The following is a 16,269-nucleotide window of genomic DNA, read 5'->3' as shown; positions in this document are numbered from 1 at the left end:
TTCCGGATGTGACAATGCGGTGGAAACACATATCTGTAAAATCGTTCTTTTGTATCAATCCATCGATTAAATTTATGATTTTCAGGCAGCAGGGATCAGACGGCTTTCCAGGAGGTCTCCCGTCTCGCGCAGGCGCGGATAGGCCATGGTCGTGACCAGAGAATTGACCTCCTTCAGCGCACGCACGATCTCCAGATGCATGTCGCTGGACTGGATGCTCGCGCCTATGCCCTGGCGCAGCCGCTCCAGATGGCTCTTGCTGCTCTCCTCGACGAGACGGCGCACGTGCTCCTTCTGCCGCACCATCTCACGGGCAATGACCGGGTCCGGCGAGACAAGCAGATTGGCCGCAAGCCGGACATTCGAAAACACCGCAGCATGCAGCAGCGTCAGCTCGCGCCAGCCCTCCTGCGAGAAGGCACCCGCTCCGGCAAGCCGTTCCTCCGCCATCTGCAACAGGCTCTTCGCCACCACATCACCGGCATATTCAAGATGGATTGCCGCTTCGGTAAGCTCGATGCCGCGAGCAGACTGTTCCTCCGTCAGCACACCGCGGTTGACCGTAGCGATATAGAGCTTGATCTCGCTGTGAGCCCGGTGGATATCGCCATCGATGCGGCGGAGCGCCTTTACGGCTTCGGGCGTCGGTGCCTCGATCACCGTCATCACCGGCTCCAGCATACGGGTAATGAGGTTGCCCATGTACAACACCTCGCGCGCGGCAGCCGCCAAAGCCTGCGCCGGCTTGTCGATCAGCGCACGGTCCAGCGCGCTGGCATGGGCGGTAAAGTCGCCCTCCCGCGCCACCTCTGGCGTCAGCAGTCGAACCAGGCGCGCCATCGAGCCACAGGTGACGAGCCCGACGGCAACCAGCGCGGCATTGAACAGCACATGCAGGTTGACCAGTTTGCCGGCGACCGTCTCGCCTGGCAGCCATGCAAAGGGTACATCCAGTGAAAACAGCGTGAAGATCGCCGCGCTGAACAGCGCGCGGAAGAACAGGTTGCCGAGCGGCAGGCGCCGTCCCTCGACCGGCAGGCCGCGCGTCAGCCAGAGCGCAATGAGCCCGCCGCCGAGATTGACACCGAGGACAAGCGGTATGCCGACATCGATCGGCACGATGCCCCTGGCCGCGAAGGTGAGAATGAGAAGAATGGCAGCGACGCTGGAATGCAGCACCCAGGTGAAGAGCGCGGCAAGTATCATCACTGTCAGTCCGTCCTTGCCGATGAAGGCGATGGCGGAGGGCAGCAGCGGGCTTTGCGCCAGTGGCGCCGTCGCATGGCCGATCATCTGCAGCGACAGGAGCAGGAGGCCGATACCCAGCACGGCGCGACCGGCTTCAACAGTCTTGCGCTTGCGCGCCTTCAGATGCAGCAGCCCGCCGGCGGCAATGAGCAGCGGCGCAAGCCAATGAAGGTCGAAGGACAGGATCTTGACCACCAGCGCCGAGCCGAGATCCGCCCCGAGCAGCACCGCGAGCCCGACATCGAGCGCCAGCGCACCGCTGATGGCAAAGCCGGCCGCGAGCATGGCGACCGCCGTGGAGCTCTGCAGGCCGATGGCGACGAGACACCCATAAAGCGCCGCCCGCAGCCGGCTGCCGCCTCCACCGACACTGCGTGCCACGAGATCACCCGAGGCCGCCTCGACGCCGGTCTTCACCAGGCTGACGGCGTAGAGCAGAAGAACGGTGGCGGCGGCAAGTTCGAGGGCGACGGCCGGCAGACTCATGGGCGTGCTCCGCAAGAGAATGGAAATCCGAAAACTATCCGTCGCGGCTTTACATAAATCAAATCGTTCGTATTAATGAAAGCATAGATTCAATCTATCAATTGGGGTCGCCGCATGCGCTATGTCCAGCTTCGTGCCTTTCATAACGTTGCCATCCACGGCGGCTTTTCGCGTGCAGCGGAAGCACTGTTCCTGACCCAGCCGGCCGTTTCCGATCAGGTGCGCAAGCTGGAGGAGGAATACGACGTCCTGCTCTTCAACCGGAACAAGAAGCAGGTAACGCTGACCCAGGCCGGCCAGCAGCTTCTGGAAGTCACGCGGCGCATGTTCGACGTGGAACAGCAGGCGCTCGACCTGCTGTCGGAATCCCGCGCGCTCCGGGCGGGCAAGCTGCGCATCGTCGCGGATGCCGCCCACCATCTCCTGCACATCCTCGCGGCCTTCCGTCGAGCCTATCCGACCGTGCAGGTCTCGATCGACGCCGGCAACACCGAGACGGTCATCACCAGCCTGCACGCCTATGAGGCGGATATCGGCGTGCTCGGCGAGGTGCCGCAATCCAGCGACTTCGAGATCCTGAAGCTCAATTCGACGCCGATCATCGCCTTTGCCAGCCGCGACTATCCTCTCGCCGGCCAGAGGACCGTGACATTCCCGGAACTGGCGACGCATCCTCTCGTCATGCGCGAGCGCGGCTCCAAGACCCGCCAGAAGCTGGAGGCGATGGCCGCCGTCTGCGGCGTGTCGCTGACGCCGCTCATCGAGGCGGAAGGCCGGGAGGCGGTCCGTGAGATCGTGGCGGCGGGCGGCGGGGTCGGCTTCGTCTCCTCCGCCGAGTTCGGGCAGGATAACCGCCTCGTCCCGATACCCATCGACGCGCCTGAAATGCTGATGGACGAGGCCCTTATCTGTCTGCGCGAGCGTGCCAACGGCAAACTGGTCAACGCCTTCTTCGACATTGCAAGAAAGCTTGCGCCGGCCGCGGGATGACACCAGTCCCGCGAAAGGGTGGCCTCAGCGGGGCTTGAACTCCACCAGCAGCGACTTGAGTTCGATTTCGCGCACGCGACGCGCCGCCTCGTCCGGGCTGACCCAGGCAAGCCGCCGCTCGCCCTTTTCCTTGAATTTCGTGGCAAGCTCGGTGGCTTCGATCTGGAACACATCGACGATGCAGGGCGCCACGTCGCCGTCGTCGAGCAGTTTCAGATAGGTATAACTGCCGACCGGTTTCTTGTGGACTTTTCCCCGAATGCCCGCCTCCTGGAAGGCTTCGATCGCGGCCGCCTCATAGGGTTTCCTGTCCTTCATCGGCCAGCCCTTGGGAATGATCCAGCGGCCGGTATCGCGCGAGGTTACCACGAGGACTTCGATCCCGGGGCCTTCAGGCGCAATGCGGAAACACAGGGCAGCATATTGCTGGCGAAACGCCCCCGAAAACAGCTTTTCGGGGGTAGCCGCCAGCTTCTGCAGAAGGGTCTTGGGCCTGCGGCTCTTCTGCGCCTTGGTCTTCTTGGTCGTTTTCAGGGTTCTTGCCGCCAAAGCATCGGAAAATGGGGGCGAAACCTATGACGAGTTGCCCACCATGTCAAAGGCGCGCCCTCAGCCGACGACCATCTGGAACCAGGCATCAAGAAACCGGCTGCGCTTGATCATGTCCCGGAAGACCAGAAGCTCCGGCCCAAGCTCGATCTTCTGCAGCCCCTCGAAACCCGCAGGCTGCTGCGGGAGCGAAAAGCCTGCAGAGGAAAGTGCCGTCTGACCCTCCGGTGCCAGCAGCATGCGCAGCAGGATGCGGGCCTCGCGCAGGTTCGCAGCCCCCTTTGGCATCAGCACCGTCCACGGAACGGCGAGCACGTAGTCCTGCGGGACGAGAACCTCCATGCCCTCAGGCAGGTCGCCGCCGGATCGCAGGGCCGAGAGCGGCACGTTATAGGCAACGTCGAGATCACCAGCCTGCAACGCCTCCAGGAGATCGTCCGTCGTGTCATAGATCCTTGCCTTCGCCCCGCCGAGCGCCCGGATCAGCCGCCAATAGAGCGAGGTCCGGATCGAATCCTGCGAGGCGAGCAGATAGCCGATATCGTCAATGCCGACATTGACGACGCCGACGCGGCGGGCAAATCGACCGCTGTTCTGCTCGAGCGAGCGCACCAGTTCGATACGGGTGCGCGGCACGCGGTTCTCGAATGCCGCCTTGCGCACGACGATCACGGCAGGATCGGACCAGAAGCCAAAGACCTCGTTGCGCCACTGCACACCGGCCATCGCGCCGGCCGCCTCGTCGGGCACGGCATAACCCTCGTTGGCGATGGAAACGGCGACATCGGGCGAGGACAGGAAGGCGATGTCGAACGGCGCATCCTGCGGGCGGCGGGCGGCTGCAGCGATCTGCGCGGAGGAGAGCCGGCTGTAGACGAGCCGCGTGCCGGGCAGGTTCACCGAGAGCGAGACGATCAACGGCGCCATGCGCGCCTCGGAAACGACGCCGACCAGCCGCAGCGTGCGCTCCTGCGCCTGCGCGAAACCCGGCATCACCAAGGCCATGAGAAGGAGAAGGGCGCCGACGTTCCGCAACCGAAGGCCCTCAGGAAAAAGCCGCATCATTCCGTCCTTTCCCGAATGACCGGCAGAACGACCTCGACGACAAGCCCGCCGCCCTCACGGTCGGCCACCGCGATCGCGCCGCCAAAGGCAACCGCCACGTCCTTCGCAATCGCCAGGCCAAGGCCTGAGCCGGCAGACCGGTGATCGGCGCGCACGAAGCGCTGGAACACCCGGCCCTTGGCACTATCCGGTATGCCCGGCCCCCGATCCATGACCTGCAGCACGGCCTGCCCCTGCCGCTCGAAGAGCCGCATGAGCGTCGGGCCCGGCGCGTGGATGAAGGCATTCTCGACAATATTGCGTACCATTTCCCGCAGCACCACGGGTTCGGCCATGACGCGCAGGGCACTGCCCTCCATGTGAAGGGCAAGCGACTGCATCAGCCCGGCATAGGCACTCTCCGCCCGAAGCATCTGCAGCGCGTCCTGCACCGACTGCCCGACATCGACAGCCTCCCGCTCCTGCGTTTCAAGGCGGTGCAGCGTCGTCGCGTCGGAGAGCAGCTGGTTGGCCAGGAGGCCCGCCTCGCGCGCATTGTGGTGGATGCGCGTCAGGCGCCGCTTCACCCGCTCGCCGGCCGCCTCTTCCAGCGCCACCTCGGCCTGCGCCTGGATGGCTGCAAGCGGGGTCCTCAGCTGGTGGGCCGCGTCCGCCGTCACGCGCTTGACGCCGTCAAGCACCGAACCCAGCCGGTCCATGAAGTCGTTGAGTGCGGAAACGAGCGCCGAGACCTCGGCCGGAACTTCGGTCTCAATGCGGCTGAGATCGGACGGACGACGGGCCCTGAGATTGCTTTCGATGAGGCGCAGCGGCGAGAAGGCCGAGCGCACCGAGGCGAGGATGAGGCCGCAGGCAAGCAGCGCGATCGCCACCGCCGGCAGCATGCCGTTCAGCGTCAGCTGCCCTGCCAGCTCCCGGCGGGCCTCCCGCGTCTCGGCCACCTGGATGCCGATCCAGCCGCCCGTTCCGGTGACCGTGTCGGCGCGGTAGCGCTGCACGGCGGCGATGCGCACCGGCTCACCGCGATAGATAGCGTCGTGCAGGTGCAGCGTCTCGTTCGGGTTCGCGGGTATGTCGAGGCCGAGCGTCGGCGAGCCGGTCACCAGGCTGCCATCCGGTGCGGTGATCCGGTAGAAGACCCGGTTGAGACGGGACGTGCCGAGGATAGCGAAGGCCGAATAGGGAATGTCGACGGCGACGGCACCCTCCTCTATGGCGACCGTGTCGGCAATCGAGAGGGCCGAGGCCGTCAGCACCCGGTCGAACGCCTCGTCGGCGGCCCGCCGCGCATAGGCACGCACCGTCAGCGCCAGGACGCTGCCGATGACCAGGAAGAGGCAGGCAGTCGTGATCAGCAGCCGGCGCTCGATCGACAGTCGTGCCATCAGGTCACCGTGCCGGCCTTGCTGCGCAGCACGTAACCGGCGCCGCGATGCGTGACGATCTCCACGTCGCTCGATTCCAGCTTCTTTCGAACGCGCGAGACCAACAGTTCCACGGCATTGGGCGTGCCCACGTCGTCATGGCCGAAGAGTTTCATGTAGAGCCGGTCCTTGCTCACCGTACTGCCGGCGTGGGCCGCAAGCACCTCCAGCACCTCGAACTCGCGGCGCCCCAGTTCGAGCAGCCGCCCGGCGACCCGCGCCGCCCGGGCGGACATGTCCACTTCAAGCGTACCAATCCGGACAAGCGACTTGGCAAGGCCCTGGTGCCGCCGCGTGACGGCGCGCAGCCGCGCCTCCAGCTCGCCGAGATCGAACGGCTTGACGATATAGTCGTCGGCGCCGAGATCGAGCAGGCTGATCTTGTCGTCCAGCTGGTTGCGGGCGGTGATGACGAGCACGGGCGTCGGGGAGTTGCGGCCGCGCATATGCGCCATCACGTCGAAACCGCTGCGCCCCGGCAGGTTGATGTCGAGCACCACCACATCGAATTCGCCGTGGATGGCAAGCTCCTCGCCGGAGATACCGTCTTCGGCCAGCGTGACATGGTGGCCAGCCCGCGACAGTTTCGCGTCGATCGCCTCGGCGATGTCGATGGAATCTTCGATGACCAGGATGCGCATGATGCTGACAGGACTCTGACAGGAACTTTGGATTATTCCCTCATCCTATAGCAAGGGCTTTGCCGAACGCGAGACGGTAAAAACCTTCGGGAGGATAAAATGAAACGCTACAGCGCCATAGCGACCTGCATGATGCTGGTCGGCCTGCTGTCGGGCGGCGGCATGGCGGCCCGCGCCGAACCGTGCCAGCAGAGTTCCGGTCTGGACGAGGCCTATTGCGATGCCGATGGCGATCTCGTGGCAGACCTGCCGGCGGATCCGGCCAAGTGGCGCAATCCCGATACGCTCGTCTGGGCCTTCGCCCCCATCGAGGATCCGGCGGTCTATGCGCAACTGTTCCGGCCTTTCACACAGCACCTGTCGCACTGTCTCGATCGCCAGATCGTCTATTACCCCGTGCAGTCGAGCGCGGCCGAAATCAGCGCGATGCGCGCCGGTCGCCTGCATTTCGCGGGCTTCTCCACCGGCCCGACGGTGGAAGCCGTCAACAAGGCGGGGGCGGTTCCCTTCGCCGGCAAAGGCGAGAACGGGGCGTTGCGCGGCTATCATCTGGTCGCCATCGTGCGAGCGGATTCGCCCTACCAGACGCTCGCGGATCTCAAGGGCAAACGCGTCGCCCATGTTTCCGCGGCGTCGAACTCCGGCAATCTCGCGCCCCGCGCGCTCTTTCCCGTCGAAGGGCTGGTACCCGATACCGACTATAAGCCGATCCTCTCCGGCGCGCACGACAAGTCGGTGATGGGTGTGCTTTCCGGCGACTACGACATGGCGGCCGTCGCCTCCGACGTGCTCGAACGGCTGGAGGAGCGCGGCGCGGTGGATCGCCATGCCCTGCGGGTCCTCTATCAGAGCCCGCTGTTCCCGACATCGTCCTTCGCCCACGCTCATGACCTCGATCCAGCGCTGGCGAAGAAGCTGACGGCCTGTTTCTTCGCCTTCCGCTTCCCGCCGGAAATGACGGCAGCCTTCAACGGCGACGAACGGTTCCTGCCGCTCCGCTACGACACGGCCTGGCAGGCGGTCCGCGATGTCATCGCCGCGGTCGGCGCCCTCCCGGACTGACACGCCCCCAACCCTTTTCGTTCCGAACGCAAAGTTGAGCCTATGACCCTGCAAATCCCTTTGCCGGAGGACCGTTTACGTCCTGAGCCGGCCTCGCCCTGGAGACGCTTCTCCTACCTCATCCGCGTCAACAGCGCGGATCCGACGCTGCTGCTCGGCCTCGCCCTGGTCGCTGTCTTCGCCTATCTCATCCTCGCGCCCGTCCTGCTTCTGCTCGCGGACGCCGTAACGGTGCATTTCGCCGATACCGCGCGCACCGGGCAGCAGCTCGGGACGTTCACGCTCTACTACCTCAACCGCGTCCTCCTCTCGCCCATCGCGCAGGATCTCTTCTGGTGGCCGCTCGCCAATACGGCGATCATCTCCGCCGGTGCCATCGCCATCGCTTTCCTCGTCGGCGGGCCAATCGGCTGGCTGCTCGCTCGCACCGACCTCATCGGCAAGAAGTGGCTCTCGACGGCCCTGCTTGTCCCCTACATGCTGCCGTCCTGGACCTTCGCGCTCGCCTGGCTGACCCTTTTCAAGAATCGCACGACGGGCGGGCTTCCCGGCTGGATGGAGACCTTCGGCGTCACCCCGCCGGATTGGCTGGCTTACGGCGCCCTGCCGATCGCAGTCATCCTCGCCCTGCACTATGCGCCCTTCGTCATCCTCCTCTTCGGCAATGCGCTGAAGCAGTTCGATACGCAGCTGGAGGATTCCGCCCGCAGTCTCGGTGCCAGCCCGCTCGACGTGGCGCGCAAGATCATCCTGCCGCTGATGCTGCCCTCGCTCATTTCGGCCGCCACGCTGATCTTCGCCAAGTGCCTCGGCGATTTCGGTGTCGCCTATGTGCTCGGCGTGCCGGTAGGCTTCGACGTGCTCGCGACCTCCCTGTTCCGGGCGATTTCGACCAGCCAGGCCGGTGCTTCCGCCGTGCTTGCCGGCGTCATCGTGCTGCTCGGCGTCTTCTCCATCCTCATCGATATGCGCCTGCTGAAGGAAGCAAAGCGCTTTGTCACCATCGGCTCCAAGGGCGCGATGGTGCGCGCCACGCCGCTCGGCAAGTGGCGGACGCCGGCCTTCCTCTGGGCGCTTGCCGTCTTCGCCTTCAGCGCCGGCATTCCGCTTCTCGCGCTGGCGCTGACGACGGTCATGCGGGTGCCGGGCGCTTTCAGCCTCGACAATTTCACGCTCGACTACTGGATCGGCACCGATCTCGGTACGACCGCGCTGCGCCAGGGCATTCTCCTGACGGGCGAATTCTGGCTGGCGTTGTGGAACACGGTGTGGATGGTGGGCCTTGCCGCTCTCGGCGCCGGCGTGCTCGGCCTCCTCGTCGGCTATGCCGTCGTGCGCTCGCCCGTCCGCTTCGTCTCCGTCGCGCTGCGGCAAATCACCTTCCTGCCCTATCTTGTGCCGGGCATCGCCTTTGCCGCCGCCTATCTCTCGATGTTCGCCGTCGCCCGCCCGCCGCTGCCGGCGCTCTACGGCACGCCGATCATCCTCGTGCTGGCGATCCTCGCGGACCAGATGCCCTTCGCCTCACGCGCCGGCATCGCCTCGATGATGCAGCTCGGCCGCGAGCCGGAGGAGGCCGGCCAGATCGTCGGCGCCGGCTGGCTGCGCCGCATGCGCTCCATCGTGCTGCCGATCCAGCGCGGCGCCCTCGTCTCGGCGATCCTCCTGCCCTTCATTTCCGGCATCAAGGGGCTCAGCCTCGTCGTCGTCCTTGCCGTTCCCGGCACGGACCTGCTCACCACCTACGCAATCCGCCTCGTCGACTACGGCTACAGCCAGGCTGCCAATGCGGTCGTCCTGATGCTCTGCGTCGTCGCCTTCACCGGCACGATGCTCGTCCAGAAGATCGGCCGGGCCAACCTCTCAGACGGCATGGGAAGCAAGTAATGTCCAGCATAACCTTGGAAAATATCCGCAAGACCTATGGCAGCGGCGGCCCCGCCGCCATCGGCGATCTGAGCATGGAAATCGGCAAGTCGGAATTCCTCTGCCTGCTCGGCCCTTCCGGCTGCGGCAAGACGACGACGCTGCGCATGATCGCCGGCCTCGAACACCCGACGGGCGGGCGCATCCTCGTCGACGGCGAACCGATCGTCTCCGTTGCCGACGGCGTCTTCACCGTGCCGGAAAAGCGCAATATGGGCCTCGTCTTCCAGAACTACGCCCTCTGGCCGCACATGACGATCCGCGAGAACGTCGCCTTCGGCCTGAAGCTGCGCAAGACGCCTGCCGCCGAGCGCGACGCCACCATCGACCGGGTGATGACCAAACTTGGCATCGCCCGCTATGCCTCCCGCTACCCAGCGGAGCTTTCCGGCGGCCAGCAGCAGCGCGTCGCGCTTGCCCGCATGCTGGCGCTGAACCCGTCCGTCATCCTGCTCGACGAACCGCTTTCCAACCTCGACGCCAAGCTGCGGCTGGAAATGCGCGCGGAACTGAAACGCATCCACGCGGAGGCCGGCTCCACCATCGTCTTCGTCACCCATGACCAGTGGGAAGCGATGACCCTGGCGACGACCATCGCCGTGATGAGCGAGGGCGAACTGCAGCAGGTCGGCACGCCCGACGACATCTACGAGCGCCCCGCAAACCGCTTCGTCGCGGAATTCGTCGGCAGCCTGCCGATCAACATCGTCGAGCGCGGCGAGGCGCAATCCGGCCCGCTGCATGGCTGGGTCGATCGGCTTCTCGCGCATTTCTCAGTCGATGGCATCCAGGTCGCCTCGGCCGGCATCCGGCCGGAGGCGGTGCGCCTTGGCGACCTCGACACGGCGGAGGCCGCGCGCTGCGCCGCCGGCCTGGGAACCATCGTCGACATCGTGCCCACTGGCGGCAGCTGGATTGTCGAGCTCGATGTCGATGGCAGCCGCTTCTTCGCCATCGCGACCGAAAACCCGCGCAAGGCCGCGGGCGAGACCACCCATTTCTGGGTCGAAAGGCAGCATCTGCACCTTTTCGACCGGGACAGGAATCGCATCGCCCTCTGACAGGGCATGCGCCATCAAGGCAACGGAGGAAATGATGCCTAAGACATTGATCAGCCTGTTCACGAGCGCATCCGTCCTGGCCATGGGCCTGACGGGCGCCATGGCCCAGGAGGCCAAGCAGATCGGCATTCCCGACAGCGACTATTCGCTGGAGGCGCTGATCGAGGCCGCCAAGAAGGAAGAGCCGATCACGGTCATCGACGCGACCGGCAAGATTGTCAGCATGGCCGAGAATTTCTCGGCGAAGTACGGCCTGAAGGCGACGGGCGTGAAGATGAGCGGCCAGGATCAGGAACAGATCATCGCCCGGGAAGCGGCCGCCGGCAACGTACGCACCGACGTCTTCAACATGAGCAACCTGCCGTCGGTGACCAGCCAGATCCTGCCGCAAGGCTTCGGCATCTCCTGGCTCGCGCCTGATCTCAAGGACAAGATCCCGGCCGCATACCAGAGCCCGGCGATCACCAGCAACAATCCCTGGGTCTTCGCCTACAACACCGACGTCAACGGCGAGACCTGCCCGGTCGACAATCTCTGGGCGCTGACGACGGAGGAGTGGAAGGGCCGCGTCGCCATTCCCGATCCGCTGCTGCGCAACGAGACGATGTTCTGGTTCAACCAGCTCGCGACACACGAAGACGCCGCGATGCGCGAGGCCTACAAGGCTCAGTTCGGCGAGGAGCTGACGACCGACGAGGCCAGCGCAACGGCCGAATGGGTCAAGCGTCTCGCCAGGAACCAGCCGAAGGTCACGCGCAGCGACACCGATGTCGGCCCGATCGTCGGCGCGAAGGAGGAAAAGCCACCGATCGGCTTCCTCTCCGTCGCGATCTTCCGCGACGCCAAGAAGGACGGCTACGGCATGGGCATCTGCAAGGAGATGAAGCCGTGGATCGGCCAGCTGACGCCGCGCGTCGCCGTCATCGCCGCCGGCACGAAGAGCCCGAACACAGCAAAGCTCTTCGCCCGCTTCATGATGACCGAGGAAGGCATGGCCCCGCAGCTCGGCGACGGCAAGATCTCGACGAATACGGACGCCAAGATGCCGGAGAGCGAAGTCTCCGGCATCGCGAACCATGTCGACAAGCTCTACGTCAACCACTCCGAAACGAGCCAGGACGATTTTGCCAAGCTGCAGGACTGGCAGGACTTCTGGCTGCAGCACTCCCGTTGATCTTTGCCCCGCGCGCTTCGGCGCGCGGGGTTCTTCCGCCCGGCTGCCGACCGCGCATCACATCCAACGAGCGCTCTCCAAGCCGGAGCTACGTCTCCTGCCGGAAGGCGATCTGGACGGCACGGTTCAGGGCAACAGGCAGAACGGACATATGGTTCTCGCCGGCATATTCCTCGAAACGGGCAACACCCGCAAGGCTCGCGGACGCCTCCCAACGCTCTACCATCGTCCGGGCCAGTTCCACCGTTCTGGTTTCAAGAGCACGGGCCTGTCTCTGCACCTCGTCGGGCCGGCCCTTGTGGAAGGGGGCGATGCACGTCTCGCTTTCATACTGCCCGGCCGAAAGATGCAGTTCGATGCCCGGGGGCACATGGGAACGCTCCAGAAACGCCTGCTCCGTCGCCAGAATGGCCGCATCCTCCCAGTAGATCGCCGGGCTTGCCGCGATCCAGCGCCGATACGCATGCGGCCTGGTAAAGAGCGCATGGAGCACGAACAGCCCCCCGAAGGAATGACCGAAAAGCGCCTGGCGAGACCGGTCGATCGGCACCTGCCGCTCGACCCAGGGCTTCACCTCGTCCTCGATCGCGGAGAGAAAGCCGTCGCCACCACCGGTCTTGACGTCAGGCGTATCGGGAAAGAACGGCGGATAGGTCCGGCCGGGCGGCGGGCTGAGATCCCAGGAACGGCGGAATGGATCGTAAGCATCGTCGGTGGGGTAGCCGATCGCCACGATCACACCGTCGCAGACGTTCGTGCCGCTCGGATAGGACATCTGCACCTTCTGCGCATCGACGGCCGTCGCAAAGCAGGCATTGCCGTCCGTCATGTAGAGCACCGGCCAGCCTTCAGGCGGAGCCGGTCTTGGCGGACGGTAGAGGAAGATCCGGTGCGGCTGGTCGCCCGAGCCGAGTTTCATATCCGTGAATGTCGCACCGGCAAGCGTGACGGGCGATCCTGTAACGTCGGACGATGAGTGGGACATGGTCTCTCCGGGCAGCCGAAAGGGCGATGCGAAATGCTGCCGTTGCCGCATAAAAGTTGACTGGAATTCCCCTGTTATATGATTCGTCACCCGGCAGACATGCCGTAAGGCGCCTCGCAAGCGCGGCAATCGGGCGACATCGCCACCCGATCACCCTGTGTTTATCGAGGCTGCACGACGGGCGGTCACTCCGGCCGCGGCCGGTTCGCATGCATCCGGTCCTCGATATCGCGGATGTGCTTATCAAGCTGCTCATCGCTCATGTAAGCGCTGAGGGAGCCGATCCGCTTGCCTCTGTAGAGATCATTGCCTTCGACAGCCTTGAGACGCGCCAGGAGATCGATGCGTTTCATGTCCCCTCCTTTTCGGTGATTTCAGATCAAGTGTTCAAGTCGCCTCGCAGCGGCGACAGAGCACCAGACGAGGACACGGAGCGAAAAGTCGGAACTGGCTGCGGCCAATGCGACAGGCGACGACACCGGCACTTTCCCAACGAACAGATTCCGACTTTTGATGTATTCATCCCGCCAAGGGATACAGAACAGCGCTCGCCGCTAGCCGAGGGCCAGGCTGGAAAAGAATTCCATCATACGATTGACGACGATGACTGCCGGCATTCAACGGTTCCAAACTCTTCTGCTTCGTCTGCTCTTCCAGGAAATGCAGACGATGGCGGTACCCGCAGCTCTACTGCTTCGGCATCACGGACAGGAAGAAGACACCGGCAAAGCGCGATGTCAACCGGTTTGCCCTGCCGGGCCGGAACGCAAAGCGATCTTCCGCCGGAGCGGCGCGCCGGACGCGTTCGCAAGGCGCCGGCAGGCACAAGGGTGGTCTCAGATATCCTTGGCAAGACGCAGTGCATCATAGATCGCCGCATGCGTGTTGCGGGCGGCGACCGCATCGCCGATCCGGAAGAGTTGATAGGCGCCGTCCGCATTGCGCGCGATGGTCTGCGGCGTGCCGGTAAGCAGCGCGTCATAGGAGACCTCGCCGAGGTTCCGCGAGCCGGGCTTCAGCTCGAAATAGAGTTCGTCCAGCGGAATGGTGCCGTGGTTGACCACGATCTGATCGACCACGCGCTCCCGGGCGACGCCGCCATAATCGCTGCCGACATGGGCGATGAGCTGGTTGCCGCTCCTTTCCGCCGCTTCCAGCCGGTAGGTGACGGTGAAGGTCGTGTCGAGCTTTTGCAATGCGCGCATATAGGGGACGAGGTTCATCGCCATGACCTCCGGCGCGAAAGCGCGATCCGGGGTCATGATCTCCACCTTGCCACCCGCCTTGGCGATGAGTTCGGCCGCCTGCAGCCCGGCATGGTCGCCGGCATCGTCGTAGACAAGGACGTTGGTGCCCGGTTTCACATCGCCCGAAATGATGTCCCAGGAGGAGACCACCAGCTCGTTGCCCTTCGAAAGGACATCCGTATGCGGAAGGCCGCCCGTCGCGACGATCACGACATCGGGTTTTTCGGCAAGGATCGTGTCCGCCTCGGCCCAGCTGTTGAAACGGAAGGTGACGCCATGTTTTTCGCACTGGCTCATACGCCAGTCGATGATGCTCATCATTTCGCGCCGGCGTTCGCTCTGTGCCGTCAGGCGGATCTGGCCGCCCGGATCGCTCGCCGCCTCGAACACCACCACCTCGTGGCCGCGTTCGGCGCAGACCCTTGCCGATTCGAGGCCGGCCGGGCCGGCTCCGGCGATCACAACCTTCCTGCGCACATCCGCCTTCGGGATCACATGCGGCATCGTCTCCTCGCGGCCGGTTGCCGCGTTGTGGATACAGAAGGCAAGGCCGCCCTGGTAGATGCGATCGAGACAGTAGTTCGCGCCGACGCAAGGGCGGATGTCGTCCTCGCGCTTTTCGATGATCTTGCGCACGATATGCGGGTCGGTCATGTGTGCGCGGGTCATGCCGATCATATCGACCTTGCCGGCGGCGATCGCATGCCGCGCCGTCGCAACATCCTGGATTTTTGCCGCATGGAAGGTCGGAAACCTGGTTGCGGCGCGGATATCACCGGCGAAATCCAGATGCGGCGCGCTTGCCATGCCCTGGATCGGGATGACGTCTGTCAGGCCCGGATCGGTATCGATATGGCCACGGATGACGTTCAGATAGTCGATGAGACCGCTTTCCTTGAGACAGCGGGAGATTTCAAGGCCCTCGGCCTTTCCGGTCCCGCCGGGAAGACATTCGTCGGCCGTGTAGCGCACGCCGAGAATGAAATCCTCCCCGACTCTTTCACGCATCGCCTTGAACACGTCGAAACAGAAACGCAGGCGGTTGTCGAGCGAACCACCATAGGGGCCGTCGAGCTCATTGGTCAGTGGCGATGTGAACTGGTCGATGAGATGGCCATAGGCTTCCAGCTCGACGCCGTCCATGCCGCCCGCCTTCATGCGCTCGGCTGCATCGGCGAAGTCCTTGATGATGCGCGCGATGTCCCAGTCTTCCAGCTTTTTCGGGAAGGCACGGTGCGCCGCCTCACGCTGGTGGGAGGGGGCGAGGACGGGCAGCCAGTCGCCCTTGTCCCAGCGTGTGCGGCGACCGAGATGGGTGAGCTGGATCATGATCGCAGCGCCGGCCTCGTGCACGGCATCGGTCATTTCCCGGATCCACGGTACGATCTCGTCCTTGTAGGCGAGCAGGTTGTTGAAAACCGGTGGACTGTCCTTCGAGACGGCAGCCGAGCCGGCCGTCATGGTCAGCGCCACGCCACCGCGCGCCCGCTCCACCGTATAGGCCCGATAACGGCCCTTGGGCATGCCGTCCTCCGGATAGGCCGGCTCGTGCGACGTGACGATGATGCGGTTGCGCAGGGTCAGATGCTTCAACTGATAGGGCTGAAGCAGAGGGTCGTTCGACATGCCACGGGCTCCGGACTGGGATCTTTTGCGAACGCTAAGAGAAAATGTACACTAGTGTCAATATCAGTGACACAATAGTCTATATAGAGAACATGAATGCACATTCTGCTTGTCGTGACATATGGGATTCGCTAGATGGTCGGCATGGAACAGGCGACGAGCGACAACGGCTGGCGTGGCTCCCCTGAAGGGTGGCTGGAAGCCGCCTATGACTGCCTGCTCGAATCCGGCGTGGAATCGGTCAAGATCCTGCCGCTCGCCAAGCGGCTCAATCTGTCCCGCACCAGCTTCTACTGGTTCTTCAAGGATCGGGAGGAGCTGCTGAGCGCATTGATCGCGCGCTGGCGGGAGAAGAACACGGGCAATCTCGTCAAGCAGTCCGAGGCCTATGCGGAAACGCTCGCCGAAGCGATGCTCAATGTCTTCGACTGCTGGCTGAACAAGGACCTGTTCGATTCCCAGTTCGAGTTCGCGGTGCGCAGCTGGGCGCTGCAATCGCCTGACATCCTGGCTGAGGTGCAGGCAGCAGACCAGACAAGGATAGAGGCGATCGGCCGTATGTTCGTGCGGTTCGGCTATGACGAGGGCCCGGCGGATGTTCGCGCGCGGACGACCTATCTCGTCCAGATCGGATACATCTCGATGCAGTCCACCGAGGACACCGCGCTGCGGATGAAGCGCATTCCCGACTACATCGCGATCTACACCGGAGAAACCCCGCAGAAACGGGAACTCGACCGCTTCTTCGCCCGGCATGGCTACAAGCCGGACTGAGGGCAGGAAAA

At 64.2% G+C, this 16,269-nt stretch carries 14 protein-coding genes; 6 read left to right on the top strand and 8 right to left on the bottom strand.

What is annotated here, in order from left to right; translation table 11 throughout:
- Positions 1-81 precede the first annotated feature (81 nt).
- On the bottom strand, positions 82-1,734 hold the full coding sequence (locus K0P03_RS31195) for a Na/Pi cotransporter family protein (protein WP_272791666.1): 1,653 nt from the start codon (positions 1,732-1,734) through the stop codon (positions 82-84).
- Between the two features lie 114 nt (positions 1,735-1,848).
- On the opposite strand from K0P03_RS31195, the gene K0P03_RS31190 reads away from it, so the two are divergent.
- Entirely contained in the window at positions 1,849-2,724 is an 876-nt protein-coding gene (locus K0P03_RS31190; protein ID WP_023513912.1) for a LysR substrate-binding domain-containing protein, read from the top strand.
- A gap of 24 nt (positions 2,725-2,748) precedes the next feature.
- Here the strand turns inward: K0P03_RS31190 and K0P03_RS31185 are convergent, their stop codons facing one another.
- From K0P03_RS31185 to K0P03_RS31170, 4 genes are all read right to left on the bottom strand, one after another.
- Positions 2,749-3,258, bottom strand: a complete 510-nt coding sequence (locus tag K0P03_RS31185) for an NUDIX hydrolase (protein WP_037407534.1) — start codon at positions 3,256-3,258, stop codon at positions 2,749-2,751.
- Positions 3,259-3,333: 75 nt separating this feature from the next.
- Positions 3,334-4,338 carry an ABC transporter substrate-binding protein gene (locus K0P03_RS31180; RefSeq protein WP_272791665.1) on the bottom strand — a complete coding sequence of 335 codons (1,005 nt, stop codon included), beginning with the start codon at positions 4,336-4,338 and terminating at the stop codon, positions 3,334-3,336.
- The gene (locus K0P03_RS31175; RefSeq protein WP_272791664.1) at positions 4,335-5,723 is read right to left on the bottom strand and encodes a sensor histidine kinase; all 1,389 of its coding nucleotides are present in this window, start codon (positions 5,721-5,723) and stop codon (positions 4,335-4,337) included. Before K0P03_RS31175 ends, K0P03_RS31180 begins: the two co-directional genes overlap by 4 nt.
- Positions 5,723-6,403: a response regulator transcription factor gene (locus tag K0P03_RS31170; RefSeq protein WP_272791663.1), complete on the bottom strand. Its 681-nt coding sequence runs from the start codon at positions 6,401-6,403 to the stop codon at positions 5,723-5,725. Before K0P03_RS31170 ends, K0P03_RS31175 begins: the two co-directional genes overlap by 1 nt.
- A 99-nt stretch (positions 6,404-6,502) precedes the next feature.
- Between K0P03_RS31170 and phnD the strand changes: the two genes are divergently transcribed.
- The 4 genes from phnD to K0P03_RS31150 are packed head-to-tail and all read left to right on the top strand — an operon-like array spanning position 6,503 to position 11,626.
- The gene (phnD, locus tag K0P03_RS31165; RefSeq protein WP_272791662.1) at positions 6,503-7,465 is read left to right on the top strand and encodes a phosphate/phosphite/phosphonate ABC transporter substrate-binding protein; all 963 of its coding nucleotides are present in this window, start codon (positions 6,503-6,505) and stop codon (positions 7,463-7,465) included.
- Between the two features lie 42 nt (positions 7,466-7,507).
- Positions 7,508-9,352, top strand: a complete 1,845-nt coding sequence (locus K0P03_RS31160) for an ABC transporter permease (RefSeq protein WP_272791661.1) — start codon at positions 7,508-7,510, stop codon at positions 9,350-9,352.
- Positions 9,352-10,452, top strand: a complete 1,101-nt coding sequence (locus tag K0P03_RS31155; protein ID WP_272791660.1) for an ABC transporter ATP-binding protein — start codon at positions 9,352-9,354, stop codon at positions 10,450-10,452. Before K0P03_RS31160 ends, K0P03_RS31155 begins: the two co-directional genes overlap by 1 nt.
- Before the next feature lie 34 nt (positions 10,453-10,486).
- Complete coding sequence (locus tag K0P03_RS31150; RefSeq protein ID WP_272791659.1) at positions 10,487-11,626, top strand: ABC transporter substrate-binding protein; 1,140 nt, start codon at positions 10,487-10,489, stop codon at positions 11,624-11,626.
- Between the two features lie 88 nt (positions 11,627-11,714).
- On the opposite strand, the gene K0P03_RS31145 is transcribed toward K0P03_RS31150, so the two are convergent.
- From K0P03_RS31145 to K0P03_RS31135, 3 genes are all read right to left on the bottom strand, one after another.
- Complete coding sequence (locus K0P03_RS31145; RefSeq protein ID WP_272791658.1) at positions 11,715-12,611, bottom strand: alpha/beta hydrolase; 897 nt, start codon at positions 12,609-12,611, stop codon at positions 11,715-11,717.
- Positions 12,612-12,796: 185 nt separating this feature from the next.
- Positions 12,797-12,964, bottom strand: a complete 168-nt coding sequence (locus K0P03_RS31140; RefSeq protein ID WP_023516623.1) for a hypothetical protein — start codon at positions 12,962-12,964, stop codon at positions 12,797-12,799.
- 483 nt (positions 12,965-13,447) lie between these two features.
- Positions 13,448-15,484: an NADH:flavin oxidoreductase gene (locus K0P03_RS31135; RefSeq protein ID WP_272791657.1), complete on the bottom strand. Its 2,037-nt coding sequence runs from the start codon at positions 15,482-15,484 to the stop codon at positions 13,448-13,450.
- Positions 15,485-15,628: 144 nt separating this feature from the next.
- Here K0P03_RS31135 and K0P03_RS31130 point away from each other — a divergent pair, with 144 nt between their 5' ends.
- Positions 15,629-16,258: a TetR/AcrR family transcriptional regulator gene (locus K0P03_RS31130; protein ID WP_050745305.1), complete on the top strand. Its 630-nt coding sequence runs from the start codon at positions 15,629-15,631 to the stop codon at positions 16,256-16,258.
- Positions 16,259-16,269: the final 11 nt, after the last annotated feature.

Origin of the sequence: Shinella sp. HY16 (assembly GCF_028534175.1) — a bacterium.
Classification (GTDB): domain Bacteria; phylum Pseudomonadota; class Alphaproteobacteria; order Rhizobiales; family Rhizobiaceae; genus Shinella.
The sequence above is the reverse complement of the archived record's forward strand: the minus strand, read 5'-3'. Positions and strand labels throughout refer to the sequence as shown.

Bases quoted from the DNA above. Each gene is read 5' to 3' on its own strand.
- K0P03_RS31195 (WP_272791666.1), bottom strand. From the start codon at position 1,734: ATGAGTCTGCCGGCCGTCGCCCTCGAACTTGCCGCCGCCACCGTTCTT.
- K0P03_RS31190 (WP_023513912.1), top strand. From the start codon at position 1,849: ATGCGCTATGTCCAGCTTCGTGCCTTTCATAACGTTGCCATCCACGGC.
- K0P03_RS31180 (WP_272791665.1), bottom strand. From the start codon at position 4,338: ATGATGCGGCTTTTTCCTGAGGGCCTTCGGTTGCGGAACGTCGGCGCC.
- K0P03_RS31175 (WP_272791664.1), bottom strand. From the start codon at position 5,723: ATGGCACGACTGTCGATCGAGCGCCGGCTGCTGATCACGACTGCCTGC.
- K0P03_RS31170 (WP_272791663.1), bottom strand. From the start codon at position 6,403: ATGCGCATCCTGGTCATCGAAGATTCCATCGACATCGCCGAGGCGATC.
- phnD (WP_272791662.1), top strand. From the start codon at position 6,503: ATGAAACGCTACAGCGCCATAGCGACCTGCATGATGCTGGTCGGCCTG.
- K0P03_RS31160 (WP_272791661.1), top strand. From the start codon at position 7,508: ATGACCCTGCAAATCCCTTTGCCGGAGGACCGTTTACGTCCTGAGCCG.
- K0P03_RS31155 (WP_272791660.1), top strand. From the start codon at position 9,352: ATGTCCAGCATAACCTTGGAAAATATCCGCAAGACCTATGGCAGCGGC.
- K0P03_RS31150 (WP_272791659.1), top strand. From the start codon at position 10,487: ATGCCTAAGACATTGATCAGCCTGTTCACGAGCGCATCCGTCCTGGCC.
- K0P03_RS31145 (WP_272791658.1), bottom strand. From the start codon at position 12,611: ATGTCCCACTCATCGTCCGACGTTACAGGATCGCCCGTCACGCTTGCC.
- K0P03_RS31140 (WP_023516623.1), bottom strand. From the start codon at position 12,964: ATGAAACGCATCGATCTCCTGGCGCGTCTCAAGGCTGTCGAAGGCAAT.
- K0P03_RS31135 (WP_272791657.1), bottom strand. From the start codon at position 15,484: ATGTCGAACGACCCTCTGCTTCAGCCCTATCAGTTGAAGCATCTGACC.
- K0P03_RS31130 (WP_050745305.1), top strand. From the start codon at position 15,629: ATGGAACAGGCGACGAGCGACAACGGCTGGCGTGGCTCCCCTGAAGGG.